This is a genomic window from Amycolatopsis sp. NPDC004079 (assembly GCF_040610415.1).
GTDB classification, from domain to species: Bacteria; Actinomycetota; Actinomycetes; order Mycobacteriales; family Pseudonocardiaceae; genus Amycolatopsis; species Amycolatopsis halotolerans.
On sequence record NZ_JBEXMH010000007.1, the window covers coordinates 123,290 to 140,126 of the forward strand.

14 protein-coding genes are annotated in these 16,837 nt (G+C 70.6%); 10 read left to right on the forward strand and 4 right to left on the reverse strand.

The features are described 5' to 3' along the window. Nucleotides 1-131: 131 nt before the first annotated feature. The 3 genes from ABZX37_RS10480 to ABZX37_RS10490 all read right to left on the reverse strand — a co-directional run bounded on the left by ABZX37_RS10480 (nucleotide 132) and on the right by ABZX37_RS10490 (nucleotide 1,831). The gene (locus tag ABZX37_RS10480; RefSeq protein ID WP_354738062.1) at nucleotides 132-698 is read right to left on the reverse strand and encodes a hypothetical protein; all 567 of its coding nucleotides are present in this window, start codon (nucleotides 696-698) and stop codon (nucleotides 132-134) included. After that, on the reverse strand, nucleotides 698-1,009 hold the full coding sequence (locus ABZX37_RS10485) for an HIT domain-containing protein (RefSeq protein WP_354738063.1): 312 nt from the start codon (nucleotides 1,007-1,009) through the stop codon (nucleotides 698-700). Before ABZX37_RS10485 ends, ABZX37_RS10480 begins: the two co-directional genes overlap by 1 nt. Before the next feature lie 654 nt (nucleotides 1,010-1,663). Beyond that, on the reverse strand, nucleotides 1,664-1,831 hold the full coding sequence (locus ABZX37_RS10490) for a hypothetical protein (RefSeq protein ID WP_354738064.1): 168 nt from the start codon (nucleotides 1,829-1,831) through the stop codon (nucleotides 1,664-1,666). Between the two features lie 446 nt (nucleotides 1,832-2,277). Here ABZX37_RS10490 and ABZX37_RS10495 point away from each other — a divergent pair, with 446 nt between their 5' ends. Both ABZX37_RS10495 and ABZX37_RS10500 read left to right on the forward strand, forming a co-directional pair. Beyond that, entirely contained in the window at nucleotides 2,278-2,520 is a 243-nt protein-coding gene (locus ABZX37_RS10495; protein WP_354738065.1) for a hypothetical protein, read from the forward strand. A 393-nt stretch (nucleotides 2,521-2,913) separates the two neighbouring features. After that, a complete protein-coding gene (locus tag ABZX37_RS10500) occupies nucleotides 2,914-4,131 on the forward strand; it encodes a cytochrome P450 (RefSeq protein ID WP_354738066.1) in 1,218 nt (405 codons plus the stop codon). A 46-nt stretch (nucleotides 4,132-4,177) separates the two neighbouring features. Here the strand turns inward: ABZX37_RS10500 and ABZX37_RS10505 are convergent, their stop codons facing one another. Beyond that, nucleotides 4,178-7,012 carry a LuxR C-terminal-related transcriptional regulator gene (locus tag ABZX37_RS10505; protein WP_354738067.1) on the reverse strand — a complete coding sequence of 945 codons (2,835 nt, stop codon included), beginning with the start codon at nucleotides 7,010-7,012 and terminating at the stop codon, nucleotides 4,178-4,180. Between the two features lie 52 nt (nucleotides 7,013-7,064). Between ABZX37_RS10505 and ABZX37_RS10510 the strand changes: the two genes are divergently transcribed. The 8 genes from ABZX37_RS10510 (at nucleotide 7,065) to ABZX37_RS10545 (ending at nucleotide 16,837) form a co-directional block, all read left to right on the forward strand. Then, nucleotides 7,065-8,522 (forward strand): FAD-binding protein, encoded by a 1,458-nt coding sequence (locus ABZX37_RS10510; RefSeq protein ID WP_354738069.1) that lies wholly within the window; start codon nucleotides 7,065-7,067, stop codon nucleotides 8,520-8,522. Between the two features lie 306 nt (nucleotides 8,523-8,828). Then, the gene (locus ABZX37_RS10515) at nucleotides 8,829-9,251 is read left to right on the forward strand and encodes a zinc finger protein (protein WP_354738071.1); all 423 of its coding nucleotides are present in this window, start codon (nucleotides 8,829-8,831) and stop codon (nucleotides 9,249-9,251) included. A gap of 8 nt (nucleotides 9,252-9,259) precedes the next feature. Then, on the forward strand, nucleotides 9,260-10,324 hold the full coding sequence (locus ABZX37_RS10520) for an alpha/beta fold hydrolase (RefSeq protein ID WP_354738073.1): 1,065 nt from the start codon (nucleotides 9,260-9,262) through the stop codon (nucleotides 10,322-10,324). Between the two features lie 345 nt (nucleotides 10,325-10,669). Next, the gene (locus ABZX37_RS10525) at nucleotides 10,670-11,746 is read left to right on the forward strand and encodes a hypothetical protein (RefSeq protein WP_354738075.1); all 1,077 of its coding nucleotides are present in this window, start codon (nucleotides 10,670-10,672) and stop codon (nucleotides 11,744-11,746) included. Between the two features lie 66 nt (nucleotides 11,747-11,812). Beyond that, a complete protein-coding gene (locus ABZX37_RS10530) occupies nucleotides 11,813-12,019 on the forward strand; it encodes a hypothetical protein (RefSeq protein WP_354738077.1) in 207 nt (68 codons plus the stop codon). Continuing rightward, on the forward strand, nucleotides 12,013-12,501 hold the full coding sequence (locus ABZX37_RS10535; RefSeq protein WP_354738079.1) for a hypothetical protein: 489 nt from the start codon (nucleotides 12,013-12,015) through the stop codon (nucleotides 12,499-12,501). The genes ABZX37_RS10530 and ABZX37_RS10535 overlap by 7 nt, the downstream gene beginning before the upstream one ends. Before the next feature lie 258 nt (nucleotides 12,502-12,759). Continuing rightward, nucleotides 12,760-15,042, forward strand: a complete 2,283-nt coding sequence (locus ABZX37_RS10540) for a tetratricopeptide repeat protein (protein WP_354738081.1) — start codon at nucleotides 12,760-12,762, stop codon at nucleotides 15,040-15,042. 913 nt (nucleotides 15,043-15,955) lie between these two features. Further along, the gene (locus ABZX37_RS10545) at nucleotides 15,956-16,837 is read left to right on the forward strand and encodes a hypothetical protein (protein WP_354738082.1); all 882 of its coding nucleotides are present in this window, start codon (nucleotides 15,956-15,958) and stop codon (nucleotides 16,835-16,837) included.

Sequence of the window (16,837 nt, forward strand, 5' to 3'; positions counted from 1 at the left end):
GCGCGGCCCGGCAGGCGACGAGCGCGGGGTCTCCGAAGGGCGGCGCCTCCCCGCAGCCTGGCCGGACACACGGGACCGCTGCGCACGACAGCGGCGCTCGCGTGTGCCTGGCCCTGCCGGCCCGCCGTCGTCTACGCCGCCCACGCAGGTGCGCAACAACGCGCGATCCCGGCGCCGCGATTCGCGTGCAGGCCGGCCAGCGCAGCGTCCACGGCGGCGGAAAGCGTTGTGGGCACCGGAACTCCGAGCCGGCGCGCGTGCCAGATCAGGTACCGGTTGCGTACCGGATCCGCGCAGTCGGAGGGGCACCCCAGCACCATCCGCTCCGGCTCAGCCAGGCACATCCCTGCTTCGACATTCGTGGTGAACCCGGGCATCGTGCGCACGCACCGCGGAATCCAGAACATGCGCACCGCGGCCGCCCGGATCATCTCCAGCTCGGACGCGACCTGGTCGTCGTAGTGCTTCGCCCGGATTCCCCCGCGGGACTCCGGCGACAGCAGGACCAACGGCTCGTCGCCTCGCCACCGTTCGGCGAACAACGAGATCGCCTCCGGCCGCCACGACGGAACCGGGCGTCGCCAGCTCGAGGGACGCCACCAGACCAGGGACCGTGCACGCGGAGTCGGGCCCAGCAGCATCACCGACGGACGTCCGGCAGGGACAGGTTCCCGCGCGTACACCACCTCGACCGCCATCACGCATCACCCGCAGCGGCGTTCTGCTGCGGAGTCCACGGCAACGGCAAACCGTCGCCCGCCGCGCGCGGAACCACGTGTAGGTGCACATGCGCGATGGTCTGGGTGGCATAGCGGCCGCGGGAAGTGATCACGTTGCAATCCGTGTGCTGCGCGGCCAGTTCGGCCGCGGCGGCCATCGCGATCGCCGACACGTCAGGATTCATGCCGACGTCGGCGACGTGCGCGGCCGGGATCACCAGAACGTGCCCGTCGACGACGGGGTTCCGAGGCCGGATCGCGATCGCGTCGAACCCCCACTGCCGCACCACCTCGGCAGGCTCGGTGCCCTCGATGATCCGGCAGAATACGCAGTCGGGGTCCGTGTGTTCCGCGGCGTCGCCGCCGGCCGGAACGAGCCTGACACCCGGCGGTGTCGCAGCCGCTGCGTGGAACCGCCAGTCCGTTCGGGTATCTGGTCGCGACGGCGGGACATTCGCGGGCACGGACGTGTTTCGCTGTCCTGCAAAGGCAATGAGGCGCGAGGCCCCGGCGGGGAAGCGGCTGTGATTCGCGGTCATGAATCCACTGTCGCGCCAGAACCCGGACAGGGGAATGGGTTTCCCGTTGCCTTATTTTGTTTCCTATTGCAGCGGATGCGAACTGGCGTCGATCTGTTGCGGCCCAGCTGGGGAATTTCTCGGTGAACACGTCGTATTCCATGGTCACCGGGTGGACGGAGGTGGTGCAGAGCGCGACGTAGTCGGGGTCGGGCGAGTACAGCGTCCACGGGCGGTTCCCGCTGTCGCGCACGAACAGCAGCCCCCACTCGGCGTGTCCGCGGGCGACGTTGTCGGGCCGTGCGCGGGCCGTGCGCTCGAGCTGCCCAGTGCGGATCCGGCCGTGCCCGGCGAAGATCAGCGGGAACGTCGGCCGGCACGGCCACCGCCGCAGGCACCAGCACGTCATCGGGACGACCCCTCCGGCTAGCGTTCCCGGACGAGGAGCGAGACCTCGCCGGTCATGACGCTCGTGGCGTATCCGGCGATAACGAACGGCCGGTCGGAGTCGTTCGGGTTGTCCACGGTGATGGCAGCCTTCGGCGCCCACTCCGCGATCTCGGCCATCGCGTCCCGCAGCCTCTCCGGCGTCATCGGCCGCAGCCGGGGAAGGTTCTCGCGCTCGCGTTCGGGCGCAGTGCCATGGCGCGACGGCAGACCGGCCGCCCCGCGCCACGAACGGGTGACCGACGGAGGGACGGCCGTCCGCCGGGCCGCTGTTTTCCAGCACAGCACGGCATCGCAGGCCTGCGATGCCATGCTCGCGGCCGAGGTACGGGGCTGGAACCGGCTGAACGACCCGCGAGCCTGGGCCGGGAGGATCCTTTCGCAGTACGTGCTCAGTGCCGAAGGCTGTTCCGGTTGTGCCGCAAACGAATCCGGTGCCGGTGGGCAGCGCAGGGCCGGACGTTCGGGTCGTCGTGGCCGGGCGCGGGGCTGGGGTGGGCGCCGGGCGGGCCGGTGCTGGTGCTCGACACCGCCGCCGCGCAGCCCCTGGCCGACGCCGCCTACCGGGGCGTCATGTCCGTCGCCGGAGATACGTGGACCTGGAGAGCGGAGAAGGGCTGGCGGTCGCATATCTCCCTGGCCTACGCCAGCGCCGACTGGGCCCCGGCGAGGTCGTCGACCTCGACCAGGCCCTGCGTGCCGCCACTCGCGACCTCCCGCTGCCTGATCCGCTGCCCGCGCGGCAACTGCTGTGCTGCGTGCAGGACACCTTCGCCCCCGGCGGACTGACCTGGACACACGAACGCCTCGTCGACGAATCCATGTGGCCGGGGTGACTCCCACGCCGTGCACGACCGCGCTCCCGGACGTCGACCCCGCCTCATCGCCCCGTCCTCGCCGCAGTTGCGGCGAGGACGTTCAGGTGTGCTGCCCGACCCGCCAAGGCTGGTAGACCGCCACGACCGAAGCGCCGGCGGCCGTGCGCGGCGAAGCCGGGCATCGACCGGCGGGTGGCGTAGGCCAGGATTCCCGCGGCGGTCCACAGGGCGATGCTGCGCATCGCCTCGGCAGACCAGGGCCGCACCGGGTCGGTTTCCCGGTCGTAGCCGTCGACTCACGCCAGAGCCCGTTACCAGCCGTGAGCAACGTCCTCGTCGGCGACGTTGCGTGCGCAGGCGTCACACGAATGCCGCCTTCCCGAATCCTCTGAATCTCGTTAACAACGAGGCGTGAACTCTGCCGAGACTGCCCCTGGTCCTGCCGTTGACTTCGATCACCTCGACCCCGTCGTCGCGTCCGACATCTACGCCCGGCTGGACGCGATCCGGAGCGGTTGCCCGGTCGCGCGGTCCGAGCGGCACGGCGGGTTCTACTTGATCACCGGGTACGACGAGATCCGCCGTGTCGGCAAAGACGGCGAGGTCTTCAGCAGCTACGTCGAGGGGCTTGGCGCCGCGGCCGTGGTGGCGGGCGTAGAGAAGCAGACGCGGGCACCGTTGTTCGAGACGGATGGGAAACCGCACCGGGCGTGGCGGCGCGTGCTGCAGCCGTGGTTCACTCCGGCCGCTGCCGCAGACCGCGAGAAGCGCGTGCGGGCGCTGTGCCGCCAGACGATCGCGGAATTCGCCGCGCAGGGCCGTGCCGATCTGGTCACCGCCTACTGCCAGCGCATCCCCCCGATCCTCATCGGCGAGATGCTCGGCCTGGACGAGGCCGGGTGCACCGTGCTGTCTGAGCGCGTGCGGTCGCTGTCGAACGCCCGCGACGCCGAGGCGGCGCAGACGGCAGGAGCCGCGCTCGGGGCGTTCATGCGCGACCAGGTGCAGCTGCGCATGGCCGACAATGCCGAGAACCTCGGCGGCATGCTGTCGGCGATCGCGCACGCCGACGTCGAAGGTCGGCGGCCGTCCGAATCCGAAGTGTTGAAGTTCATGTTCACCATGACCGCGGCCGGCAATCTCACGACCACCGACGCCTCGGCGAACATCCTGGTCGAAGTCCTCGACGATCACGGCCTGCGCGACCGGTGCGCGACCGATCCGGCGTTCTTGCAGCGCGTGGTCGAGGAATCGGCGCGGCACGAATCAGCGGTCGCCGCGACCGGCCGCACCGTCATGGCAGCGACAGAGCTGGCGGGGGTGGCGTTAGTGCCCGGAGACCGGGTGGTCATCCCGTGGGGCGCGGGCAATCGCGACCCGGCCCATTTCCCTGACGGCGGCGTGTTCCGTCCGGACCGGGAGCGGCCGGTGCCGCCGCACCTGGGCTGGGGTGCAGGCGCGCACCGCTGCCTCGGGCAGCACATCGCCCGCATGGAACTGGCGACCATGATCGAAGAGCTGCTGGCCGCCCTCCCGGATCTGCGGTGGCAGCCAGGTGCCGTCGTGACCCGGACCTTCGGGGTGATCCGCGGGGTCCTGGCGGTGGATGCCGAATGGACGGTCCGATGACCGGGCGAGATGTGCCCGCCTTGGCGGGAACGGCCCGGGGCTGCGGTCAGGCGTAGCCCCGGGCGGTGAACCAGGCGGCGAGTTCGGCGCGGTTCTTGCATCCGGTCTTGCGGTAGATCCTGGTGACGTTCTGCTCGACCCAGGAGACAGTGAGGTTGAGCTTGCCGGCGATGTCGGCATTGGTGGCACCGCTGACTTTCATCGCGGCGATGCGCAGTTCGCGCGGGTCGAGGATCTCGGGCTGGGACGAATCCTCGTCATCCAGCATCTTGGCGAAGATCTCGTCCTTGGAGAGTTTGGTTCCTTCTTCGTAAGCCTTGCGGTATGCCGGGAAGCCGATCTCGGCGATGATTTTCTTGGCGGCCTTGTCCCGCCATTCCTTGAATGGTTCGAGGCCGCGGATCAGGACGCCGTGCCGGTCCTGCAGCTTGATCGCGCCGCCGAGCAGGACCGCGGCGAGGCGGAAGTCGGAGACGGTTTCGCCGTTGAACGCCAGCCACCATGCCTGCACCTCGACGTCCCAGATTGGCCCCCATCCGTCGCCGAGGCCGAGCTGCGCGTCCAGCACCCCCGGCAACACGTCGGCCATGACGCTGCACGCGGGGAGCGCTGTGGCCCACCTTCCCCAGCTGCCGCCCCAGACGGAGCCGTGCTTGAGGGCGTGGCCGAGGCATTCCTGCGTGGCAGCGTCGGCGATCTCGGCCGGGCCGAAAACGCCGGCGCCCAGCGCGCGCAGCAGCAGCGCCATGTGGCAGTCGCCCTCGAGGCCCATTTCGGAGAACTGCGCGGCCGCTTCGGCCAGTATGTCCAGAGCGTCGGTGTTGTTTTTCGAGAAGAGTTCATAGGTTCCCTTGGCCGCGAGCACCGCCGGCATGGGGCCGATATCGCCGAACTCCTTGACGAGGCGCTCCATCTCCTCGAGACGTCGTCGAGCGCCGTCTTTGTCGCCCAAGACCACGCGCATGAACACCAGGACCGACAGCGCCGCGATCCGCGGCAGCGTTGCCTTGCCGGGGTGGGCGAGCAAGCCTTCGATCCATGCCCCGATTTCGGCTTCGACGGCGTAGAAGAACTGCACTCTGACCCGGAGCACGTCAGTGCAGATCATCAGGCCGCGGTCGATCTGCCCGGTCTCTTTGCACCACCAGACCGCGCCGAAGGTGTTCTGCAGCTCGGTCCGGACGTCATTGAGCACCTTCGGCTCGTCGGGCCCGAACCAGGCGAGCGCCGCGCGGGCGCTGAACTTCTCCACCCACGCGCAGTGCCGCTCCTGCAGCTGCTGCTCGTCCTCGACTCCGGCCTCGCACATCTCGCCGAACTTCATCTTGCCGTACTCGCGCAGCGTGCCGTGCTGATTGTGGCGGCCGTCGGGACTCGCCGGCCGCACGACCGATCGGCTGACCAACTCGTCGAGCAGGCTGACGACGTCGGCCGCGGCGATGGGGCCCCCGCTGCACACTGCTTCCGCCGCGTCGAGGGTGAACGAGGCACCGCTGAAGACGCTGAGGCGCGCCCACAGCAGCTGCTGCTCGGGCGTGCAGGCGTCCCAGTGGCTGGTCACCAGCTCCATCAAGTTCTGCTGTTGACGGGGGAGCCCCACGGTACCGCTCGCTGCCCGCAGTGACAGGAGCCTGTTCTTCCCGTGGATCTCGAGCACGGCAGCGGGGAGCCGGACTCGCAGCTGGGTGGCCAGCAGTTCGAGGAACAGGGGAAGGCCTTCGGTCATCCGCACGAGTTCGACGACAGCCGCCCATTGCTTGGGCTCCGCGAGAACCTCGTCGCGGAGCCCGGCCGCCTTCGCGCGGTCGAGGAAGACTTGCATGGCGGCGGCACCGGTGGCCTTGTCTCGGGAGTCGTCCGTGCAGGGCACGTCCAGCGGCCTGAGCTGGACCAGGTATTCGCCCACCAGGTTCAGGAACGCGCGGGACGTGGTGACGACCTGCAGCGCTGGTGTGTTGTTCAACAGCCCGAAGATCACGTCGACGACCACGCCGACATTCGGTTCGCAGTTGTCGAGCACCAGCAATGTCCTGCGCTCGCCGATGCCCTCGACGAGGACCTCCATCAGGCGGTCGAAATCGGTGCTGTCGGTGTGGTGGTCGAGCTTCAGGGCGGACGCGATCTCCTGACAGATCCTGCGTCGCAGGACGACTTTGAGGCTCTGGTCGTTGTGCTCGGTCGTCGGCACCGCCTGTGGAGCTCGGATGTCGGCAGCGGCGGTCGGCGCGTCGCCGGGACGGCGGTACGCCGCGACGGTCGCGGGTGAGAGCAGCTCGAAGATGTGTTCCAGGCGGACGAAAGCGATCGCCTGGTACTCGCCGGTCTCGGCCATCCGGTCGTGGAGTTCGGCCGCGACGCGGGTTTTGCCCACCCCGCCCACGCCGCACAGGTTGACCAACCGTCGTCTGGGGTTGGCGAGCGTCCTGGTCAGTTCGTCCAGGGTGTCCTGACGGCCGACCAGCGTGGTGATCGCCTGGACTGCTCGCGAATCGACGTGAACCATCGGCCAACCCCTCCCCGGGTTGATGAATGGAAGCCGCGCGGGGAGTATGTCGCTGCCGATCGTCCCCGGCGCAAATCTCGCACATAGTAACGAGCCAGCGTCCACACGTGGCCGAATATTCGGGCGATGCGGAGGCATGTCGCGGCGTCCCAACCCGATCGGAGTCCCCGCATTCAGATATGTGAACGGCCCCTTCGTGGAGGTTGCCGGAAAAAGGGGTACCCCTTTCGCGAGCCCCTTCCCGAATCGTGCAGAACCCCAGCGTTCTCCCGGAATCCATGCTTCGTCCCCTTGAACCCGGATGCGGATCCGGTGACGGGAAGGGGTTTCCTCCGCCGGGAGAGGGGGCACGGGGGGTGTTTTCCCCGCCGTCGTCACCCACAGTGAAGGCGGACCCTGTCCCGACTCCCCCGCGATGGAGAACCTGTTGATGTCGCCTTCCGCTGAACCCGGACCGATCGGCTACGACCCGGACGAGCAGTCCTGGGGGTCGGCGACCGGATCGCGGCCCCCGTTCGTCGACCGTCTCGACGGCTCGCTCACCCTCGATCAGGTTCTGCTGCGCGAGGCCGGTCGCGACCTGGGCCGGCAGTGCGAGGCACAGCCCGCCGCGGTGCTGCGCCCCGGAAGCGTCGAGGACATCTGCCGCGTCATGGCCCGCTGCGACGAACTCGGTCTCCCCGTCGCCGCGCAGGGCGCCGCGCACACGGTCGGGGGCCAGCGGCTGGTCGAGGGCGGAATCGCGATCGACATGACCGTCCTCAAGGACGTCAGCGCCGACGACTTTGCTCCCGACTACAGCTACATCGACGTCCCCGCCGGGATTCTGTGGGCCGACCTGGTCCCGCTTCTGATCAGCCACGAGGTGCAGTTCGCCGGCGGGATGACCGGCTACTTGGGACTCTCCGTCGGCGGCACCCTCTCCGTAGGCGGCGTTTCCAACATGCCGCAGGTCGGTGCGCAGGTGGACTACGTCCTCGGCCTGGAAGTCGTCGTCGCGAACGGAACCCGGCTCTGGTGCTCGGCCACGGAACATCCCGATCTGTTCGACAGCGCGCGCGCCGGCCTCGGCCAGGCCGGGATCGTGACCCGGGCCCGACTGCAGCTCACTCCCGCTCCGCCCACGGTCGCGTCGGTCGTGATCGTCTACGACGCGCTGGCCGCTGCCTTCGCCGGCATGCGGGCCGCGTGCTCGCAACCGGCAGTTGACGAGGCGTTCGTCATGATCATGCCGCCCCAGCCGGGAGGCGCGCCGCTCTTCCATCTTCATGTGGCCTGTTACGGCTCGGACGGGATCGACGTTCTGGGGAACGCGATCGACAAGTTGCCCGCGTCGGCCGGATCCTCGCAGATGCAGGTGCTGAAGATGCGCGACCACCTCTGCCAGTTCACCCGGCAGATCGACCAGTGGCGGCGGGAAGGCTGGGATGACCGCATCAAACCCTGGTTCGACATCTTCCTGCCAGAGAACACGGCCGAATCCTTTGTGGGCGACCGGCTCGGCGAGATGACCGAGGCCGACTGGAGCGACCAAGGATTCGTGCTGATCTTCCCGCATCTGAGAAGCGCCTTCCGCAGCCCCGGTCTTGCGCTGCCGGACCCAGTCGATCCGGGCAACCGCAACGAGATCGTGTATTTGTTCGACGTCCTCAACGTCTCGCCCGGGACCGCGTCGGCCGCGTACCAGGCAGACCAGGAGGCCCGCAACGAGCATTGGATGAGCGAAGGTCGCAAGGCCGGCGGGAAAATCTATCCGATCGGCGCGATGAATCCCCGGACATTCGACTGGCGGGCGCACTACGGGACCTCCTGGCCGGACGTGCTGGCCGGGCGGCAACGCTACGGAAGCCCGCGGCTGACGCCGGGCCTGTGCATGCCCCGGGACTGAACCCGGTCCGTGGCGACAGCCGTGACCCCCTGGTCGGCAAAAGGACCAGGGGGTCACGGCTGTCGTCTGTTGCGGACCGGGTTCGGGGCTCGAGCCCCTTCATCCCCAGCGGTGCTGCCGTGGATCCCCAGCTGACCCCAGCGCCACCCGTGTCCGAAAAAGGGGTTTCCCTGCCGGACCCCTTTCCGACCCCAGTCCGGATCCGTCGAAACCATTGCGCATTTTCCGACGCGAAAAGGGTTTTGGGTCGTGTGACGGGGGTGTCACCCGTTGCAGTCGTCATTACGGGAGGCAACAGTTCTGACTATGACATTCGCCCTTCCTGTGGCGTCGCGAAACCGCCCCCAGGCACGCCCGGAACCGGAGTGCGCGGCGACGGCTGGCTCTGTACTGCGGTGGCAGCAGGCCGGCGGGGGGCGGCATGCGCGGTGCACCGCCAAGAACGCGACGGGCATCCGAGCCGGCGAATCGTTCATCGCATTGTGCGGAGAAGCCGTTACAGCGAATCGCAGTGACGTTCACGCCGAGGGCGGGGTATGGCTCAACCCCACCTGTCCCCGCTGTACCTCGAATTGGAAACGGTTGATGCCGAGCGCGACAGGCGAACTCGCGATCGCCCCCGACACGGCCCTGCGGATTCTCGTCGGCGATCGCGGTGCCGCTGGCACTGCTGCGCCAACTGACCACACCCCAGCGGTCCTTTCCGGACCGGCCCGACTCCCAGCCTAAGGAAACCGATGACGCTCGACACTTCTGCACGCCCACACCGCCCTCGCCGCAGCGCGCGCCGCACAGCCCTGCTGGCCCTCGCCGCAATGACCGCCGCGTCGTCGCTGCTCGCCACATCCCCCGCGGTCGCCGCGGCGACCGGGCGCACCTGCCATGAAGTCGAGATGCCTGTCGCTTCGGGCCTGGTAAGCGGGACGGTGCACGGCACGCTGTGCTCCCCGGCGACGGGGACGCCGCGCGCGTTGCAGATTCTGGTGCCCGGCGGCAGTTATAACCGCCATTACTGGGACGGCGTGGGGGTGCCCCAGTACAGCTACACCGCCCGCGCGAACGCGGGCGGCTATGCGACGTTGGCGATCGACCGGCTCGGCACCGGCGACAGCACGAAACCCTTGAGCGCGCTGGTCACCGACACGGTGCAGACCGACGCGATCCACCAGGTGATCGCTCGCGCTCGCGCCGGCACCCTGGACTCCCACCGGTACTCCCGCGTCGTGCTGGCCGGGCATTCGCTGGGCAGCCTGCAGTCCGTGCTCGCGGCGACACGGCACCCCGGAGACGTCGACGCGGTCGTCCTGTCCGGCTACTCGCATCACGTCAGCCTGACCGAAACCGTGCGGCTGCTGGGAACCACCCACCCGCGAACCCTGGAACTGTCCTCTTTGGACCCAGGGTATTTCACCACCATTCCGAACATGCGCGCCTCGATGTTCGATGCCGCAGACGATGTGGCACCCGAGGTCGTCGCCGCGGACGAGGCCGGGCGCGACCAGTTCTCCGCCGCCGAGGTTCCCCTCGCGCTGCTCGGCGGGCTCGCTCCGGCCACCACCCGCGCGATCGGCGTTCCCGTGCTGGTCGCCAACGGCGGCAAGGACACCTGGGCCTGCCCCGGATCCCTGTGCGCGTCCGCGGACTCGCTGCGAGCGTCCGAACAGGACGCGTACTCGCGTCCCGTGAGCGCCTATGTTCTGCCGCGCGCCGGACACAGCCTCGCGATCGCTGCCGACGGCAGCCAGTTCGCCGACGCGGTTGTGGCCTGGCTGGACCGAATGCTTCCCGGAGGCACCCGATGACCACTCGCGTGGCATGGGACACCCCGACCCAGCGCGAACCCAAACTGCTGCCGCTGTGCCCCACAACCGAGCAACTTCACGCCGTCTACGCGGGAACGAAACCTCCCTTCCCCGGGCACGGCCGGGGCATCCGCCGCCGCGTGCTGCGCCGGTGCACACCGCTCGCGAAAACCGTGGAGTCTGCGAGCGGGTGGCGGTGCGAGTACTGCGTCTGCGGCGGCACGCGGTGGGTCAGGGTCAACCCCGACACCGGCCAGAAAACCCGATGGCGTCGCCAAAACACGCCGGTGCCTCGCTAACCGCACCGAATCCAATGCTGCATCAACACATCTTCAGGAGATTGCGATGGTTCACCTTCTCGACCGGCCCCAGACAGCATCGGACCTGGTTTTCGTCCACGCGGTAGGCAGCGCCCCGGCCACATCCGGCAGCCAGTGGCACCTCGACCACCGCTGCGGCGCCCAGTTGCTGGGCCTGCCGTGCCCCGAGCCCAGGAACTGGGTCGTCGACTGGCTCAAGGCTCTCGAGTTCGCTTCCGGCATCCGCAAGGTTCGCGCCGGAGATTGCCGGGGCTACGATCAGGTGCCCTGCTACGCGCCTGAGGACGGCGTCGAGCTGGACCCCGCGAGCCTGGCCCTGGGACGCCCCAGCCTGGTCGAGGAAGCCATCGCCACCCGCGACCAGCTGGTCGGCGACGCGATCCCCGAACGGCTGCAGGTGAGCATTCCCAACGCGTTGGACCTCGCGTACTTCGCGTCCGGGTCGGTCGAGGCCGCCCCACAGTGGCTTCCGGCGCTGCAGACCATGCTCGCCGGCGAGATCGCCGAGATCGACCGGCGGTGGCGCGACCAGGTGCTGCTGCAGCTGGAAAGCCCGGCCATCCTGATGAGCTACCACCAGACCCCGCGCGAGGCCTGGGCGGAGCTGACCGAACAGCTCGTCGCCCAGGTCGCGTCGGTGCTCGCCGTCGCGCCGCGCGCGGCATGGGTACTGCACCTGTGCTACGGGGACCTGGAGCACCAGCCGGTGTTCACGCCGACCGACCTCGACGCGCCGGTGATGTTCCTCCGCGCCCTCGCGCAGCGGCTGACCGCACTGGGGATCGAGATGCCGATCGCGCACATCCCGGTGGCGTACGGCGACGCCGCGCCCCCCGTCGATCCCGCCTACTACGAAGTTCTGCGACAGCTGCGCGAATCCGGGATCCGGGTCGTCGCCGGCGTCGTGGCCGAGCACCACCCGGAAGCGAGCGCCATGGCGGCGTCGTTGATCGCCGAGGTCCTCGGCGATCTCCTCGCGGCGGTCGCCGCGGCGTGCGGGCTGGGCCGCCGCACCCCCGAGGACGCCGCCGCGAGTCACCGGCTGTCCGCGCGCATCGCCGAGCTCCTGAACGCCCGCGTCCGGCGCCCGGCCGCCGCGTGAGCCCCGTGCACCGCCCCCGGCCACCCGCCTGCGGACGACGACCAGACATGTCCACCAAGGAGCGACATGACCGCACAACCAGACCAGCGCGGCGATTTCCGCGCGGCCCCGACGCCTGAACACACCGCCGGGAACGGCCTCTGCACCGATCGTCTCCAGCCGTCGCCGCCCGACACCGAGCACGACGGCTGGGATTGCACGCGACCGCCCGGCCACACCAAACCGGACGCCGGCGGCACCGCCCACCGGGCCAAGGACGGTACGGAATGGTGACCGCAGGCACCGTGCGAGGACGCACCGTCCGAGAACACACCGCGCGCTACCGGGTGGTCCCGTCGGACTCGGTGCGCACGCTCGCGCACCGAGGCCGGGAATTCCTGCGCAAACCTGCGGTCATGGCCTCGGCCAAACTGCTCGAGCTGGGGGAGGGGATCTGCATGGAGGCGCTGCGCGAGAGCCTCCGCCCCGAGCAGTGCAGCCTCGGCACGCGCCAGCTCGCCGCGCACCACGGCGCGGTCTGGATCGGCGATACGCTCGCGATCACGGCCCGCCGCGTCGGCGGCGAGGACCCGCGCAGCGAGTGGTACGTCGCCATGACCGCAATACCCGCCGACGACGAGAAGCCTCACCTTGCCTGGGAAGGCATGCTCTCGTTCGTCGTCGTCGACCTGCGCCGTTTCGAACAGCAGAGGACGAGCCCCCGGCAGCCGGCCGCCGCGCAGCAACCGCGCCGGAGACTGGTCCGCCACCGGTAGCCGGACACGCCGCGGCCGTCGCGCCCGCGGCGGCGTCTCCCCGCGGCCTTGCCGCACCAGACAGACCACCGCGCTGTTTCCTGAGACTGCCCCACGGCACAGCCGCACCCCCGACGACGAACGCGGCACGAAGACCGCTGCGCCGCAACGAGAAGGAGGACGTGACGTTCCGGCCCCGGCGATGCCCGGGGCCGAGGGGCGAGCCGGTCGCCCCCGATGCACGCAACGAACACGCTGTCCACGGTTGGGGAGGACCTGATGGCAGACAACAACGAGTTTGGCGCGATCCTGCGTGCTGAACGGGAGAAAAGGGAACTCGGCCTGCGCGAATTCGCGGCGGCCATCCACTATTCGCCGGGCCACGTGTCCAAAGTGGAACTCGGCCACGCCGATCCCAGTCCGGAGTTCGTGAAAGCCTGCGACCTGAAGTTGCTGGTCGATCCGCCGCTGATCGACCGGGTGGCGTTCACCCCCCGGCAGGCCGCACGGTTCACCGCCGTCCGCCCGGCGCAGCTGCCCGAGCCGCCGGGCGCTCTCGTCGGTCGCGACGACGAGCTGGACATGCTCACCCGCCACTTCGAGACCGCTCCGCCGTCCGCGGACGGCGGAGCGGTGCTCCTGCACGGGCCGCCGGGCATCGGCAAGACCGCCCTGGCCCTGCGGTGGGCCCGCGACCACGCGTACAAATACCCTGACGGCCACCTGTTCGCCGACCTGCACGGCTACCGCGGCGAGGGAACGAGCCACGCCGACGGCATCCTCGAGGACTGGCTGCGCGCCCTCGGGATGTCGGCGGGCCAACTACCCGAGACGCCCGACGAGCGCGCCGCACTGCTGCGCACCGTCCTGGCCGGGAAACGGATCCTGGCCGTGCTGGACAACGTCGCCAATGCCGCGCAGATCGCACCGCTGCTGCCCGCCATCCCCAACGCGGCCGTGCTGGTCCTCAGCCGCGGCGAGCTGGCGGGCGCGATGCCCGAGGCCGCGCGGCTGAAGCTGGGCGGGCTGGGCCCGGAGCACGCACTGCAGATGCTGGCCGGGATCGACGGATCCGGCCGGATCGACGCCGAACCGGCGGTGGCCGCGGACCTGGCCCGCGCCTACGCGCCGCTGCCGCTGGCGCTGCGGCTGCTGGGGGAGTACATCGCGGCCCGGCCCGAGGACGACCTGACAGACCTGGCAGCCGGGGCGGCACGCGACCTGCCGCGGGAGGCGCGCGCGCTGCGCGAGGCCTTCGCCTGGAGCTACAGCCGGCTCCCAGGCCCCGCAGGCCTGCTGTTCCGGATGCTCGGCCTGCACGCCGGCGCCGAATTCGGGCTCGGCGCTGCCGCCGCGATGATCGGCCGCGCCGAGCCCGAGACCGCGCCGCTGCTGGCCGACCTGGTCACGGCCCGCCTGCTGCAGCCGTTGCCCGGGAACCGGTACCGGTTTCACGACCTGCTCCGCGGTTTCGCCGCCGACCTGGCGTCGGCGACGCTGCCCGAGGACGTGCGCACACGGGTCACGACGCGGGCCATGTCGTGGTACCTGCACTCCGCTGGAGCGGCTGCTGCGGTGCTGGCCCCGGAGGGAACCCGGCCCGCCGTGCCCGCCCTGCCCCCCGCCGCTGCGCGCGTCACGCCGCAGACGTTCGCCGCGGACGAGACCGACCAAGCCCTCGCGTGGTTCGACACCGAAGCCGACAACCTGCTCGCGGCCGCCGAACAGGCCTACGACCTCGACATGCACCGGGAGGCATGGCTGCTTCCGGTGGTGTCGTCCCCATGGCTGCACCTGCGCGAAGCCTGGCGGCACTGGATGCGCGGCGCAGCAGTCGGCCTGATCGCCGCGCGCCGCGCCGGAGACCGCGCCGGGGAGGCCTGGTGCCTGCACAGCTGCGGCCGGGCCCACCAGGAGCTGCGGCGCCTCGACCACGCGCGGCGCAGCTTCACCGCCGCCGCCGCGATCCGCCAGGAAATCGGCGACCACGGCGGCCTGGCATGGTCGACCCTCGAACTCGGCGCCGTCCTCCTCGGACAAGGACACCCGGCCCAGGCGCGCGAACACCTCGAGCGGTCCCTGCAGCTGTTCGACACCCACCGGATGCGCGGCGGCGTCGCCGTGGCCCGGATCTGGCTGGGCAGGCTGCACCGCGAACTCGACGACCTCACGGCCGCGGCCGCGCAGCTGGGCGCGGCGCGGGAGCTGTTCGTTTCGCTCGGCGACACCGCCGGCGAAGCCCTGGCGCTGGCGTGCCTGGCACAGGTGCAGCGCGCCGAGGGCGACCTGCACGGCGCCCTGCACCGCCTCGACCGGTCGCTGCAGCTGCGGACCGCCGCCCGCGACCTCGGCGGCGAGGCCAGAGTGCAGACCTTCCGGGCCCAGGTGCTTGGCAAGATGGGGGAGAAGCGGCTGGCGCGCCGAGCCCTGTCCCAGGCCCTGCAGCTGTTCGAGCGGCTGCGCGACCCGCGCGCCGCCGACGTCCGCGCCCAACTGGCCGTGCTCGACCTGACCGGCCTGCACACGACGGCGGCATCAGGATGTCTGCCCGCCGCGTGCTGAACCCTGTGGCGCAGGCACAGGCCGGGCGCGCGCGGGAGACGATCGCCGGATCGGCTCCCGCGCGGCCCCGGCGGGCGGGAAAAGCGGAACCGCCCGGACGGAAACCGGAACAGGAAACAGCGGTGCCGGTCTGGAAACGGCCGAACCCTTTTCATTCCCCCCGTCAGAGCCAATAGTCGAAGGTGAATCCGAGCACGAACGCCGTCCGCAAAGAGGGATCGTGAACAGGCACCAGAACGCCGAACAGCACAGCCGCCGCAGCCCATCGCCGCGCCAGTCTGCACTGCCCTCGCCGCTCGGAAACCGGCCACGGCACAGAGAACCACGCGCCCGCCGCAAGGCCGGTACCAACGCGAGCCACAACCCGGAAAACGACATGGGGCCGAGCAGCGGGATCGCCGGTCCCGTCCCGGAACCGCCGCACGAGGACCCGGCTTTCCCCGGAGAGAAAAACCGAGACGGGCCGCGGCCATGACCGCAGACAGCGTTTCCCAGACCCGGACCGGCTCCGTTTACCGAACGGATCCGGCCACCGACCACCGACCTGCCACCCGGCCCCGAGCCGGGTAGGCCGCCCCGGCCGAGCCCAGACCGGCGCGCGACGACACACCCGCGCCTGCTCGGCCGACCGGACTCGCCTCTGTCGCCTTCCGCGAGCGAGTCCACCCAACCGCCCTGAGCGGGCGTCCCTCGCCGCGGCTGCCACCCCCACCCGGCAGCCGCGGCGCGGGACCAACGTCCGCAGCGACGGCGCCGAGGCCGCACAGCCTCACCGCCACCCCAGGCGCCGTCGCTCCTCGGCCAAGGTCAGGGCCACAGCAGGGGCCGGGCCTGCGGACATCCCCCGTCCGCGCCCGGCCCCGCCTCCGTCGTCCCCGCACCCCGGCGCACCGCCGCCCTGGAGAGACAGCCCATGACACCGCGCCACCTGCCGCTGTGGACGCATTCCGAGAACGGTCTCGGCATCCGCGTCGGGCACCGCCGCGACCCGGACCTGCTCCCGCAAGCGATCGCCGAGCACCTGATCGCCGCAGGCGGCCCGGGCACCTCCGCTGACCCCGGACACGACCTGCTCGCGCTCGAAGCCCGGTTCCGCGCCGACATCGCCGACGCCGCAACAGATCTCGCCGCCGCCGAGAAACTCGTCCAGCAGCGGCGTACCGACCTCGCCGCCGCCCGGCCACGCCTGTCGCCCTCCGCCCGCCGCCGGCGCAAGCAGACCGAACAGGACTTCGCCGCCGCGACCGCGCAGCATGCCACCGCGGCCACAACCCTCGAACGCCGCCGACGGCTGCAGCGGATGCTGCGCGAGTACGTGATCGGGCTGAACCTGCGCTCGGGACTGCTGGCCGAGGCCGCCCGCGGCTGGAGCCGCTCGCCCGACATCCCCGGCTCCGCGATCGTCTTCGACAGCGAAGAGCGCTTCCTCGCCGCCGACTCCCGCCGAACCGACCCCGCGTTCGGGCTCCCGCTGCTGACCGGAGACGACTTCGGCCGCCAGTGGCGTCGCGACGGCGACGAAGACCCTGCCGCCGCCCCGGAACGGTCCGGAACCTGGACCGTCCTCTATCTGCCCCGCGCCGGGGAAATCTGCGCGACCCGCCGCCACCCGCATCTGGAGAACCAGGTGTGGCTGCTGGGAAGCGGATTCCGCGACCCCGTCGCCGCGCACACCCTGCTCACCGACCTGGAAACGCGGATGCAGCAGCCCAACTCGCTGATCCTCGCCGCCGAGCGCGTGAACGCCGCCCGCGTCGCCGGATCCCCGCAGCGCCTCCCGGCTCCCGTCGAATAG

Excerpts from the sequence above, each read along its gene's own strand:
- ABZX37_RS10480 (WP_354738062.1), bottom strand. The coding sequence starts at position 698 with ATGGCGGTCGAGGTGGTGTACGCGCGGGAACCTGTCCCTGCCGGACGT.
- ABZX37_RS10490 (WP_354738064.1), bottom strand. The coding sequence starts at position 1,831 with ATGACGCCGGAGAGGCTGCGGGACGCGATGGCCGAGATCGCGGAGTGG.
- ABZX37_RS10510 (WP_354738069.1), top strand. The coding sequence starts at position 7,065 with ATGTCGCCTTCCGCTGAACCCGGACCGATCGGCTACGACCCGGACGAG.
- ABZX37_RS10515 (WP_354738071.1), top strand. The coding sequence starts at position 8,829 with ATGACATTCGCCCTTCCTGTGGCGTCGCGAAACCGCCCCCAGGCACGC.
- ABZX37_RS10520 (WP_354738073.1), top strand. The coding sequence starts at position 9,260 with ATGACGCTCGACACTTCTGCACGCCCACACCGCCCTCGCCGCAGCGCG.
- ABZX37_RS10525 (WP_354738075.1), top strand. The coding sequence starts at position 10,670 with ATGGTTCACCTTCTCGACCGGCCCCAGACAGCATCGGACCTGGTTTTC.
- ABZX37_RS10530 (WP_354738077.1), top strand. The coding sequence starts at position 11,813 with ATGACCGCACAACCAGACCAGCGCGGCGATTTCCGCGCGGCCCCGACG.
- ABZX37_RS10535 (WP_354738079.1), top strand. The coding sequence starts at position 12,013 with ATGGTGACCGCAGGCACCGTGCGAGGACGCACCGTCCGAGAACACACC.
- ABZX37_RS10540 (WP_354738081.1), top strand. The coding sequence starts at position 12,760 with ATGGCAGACAACAACGAGTTTGGCGCGATCCTGCGTGCTGAACGGGAG.
- ABZX37_RS10545 (WP_354738082.1), top strand. The coding sequence starts at position 15,956 with ATGACACCGCGCCACCTGCCGCTGTGGACGCATTCCGAGAACGGTCTC.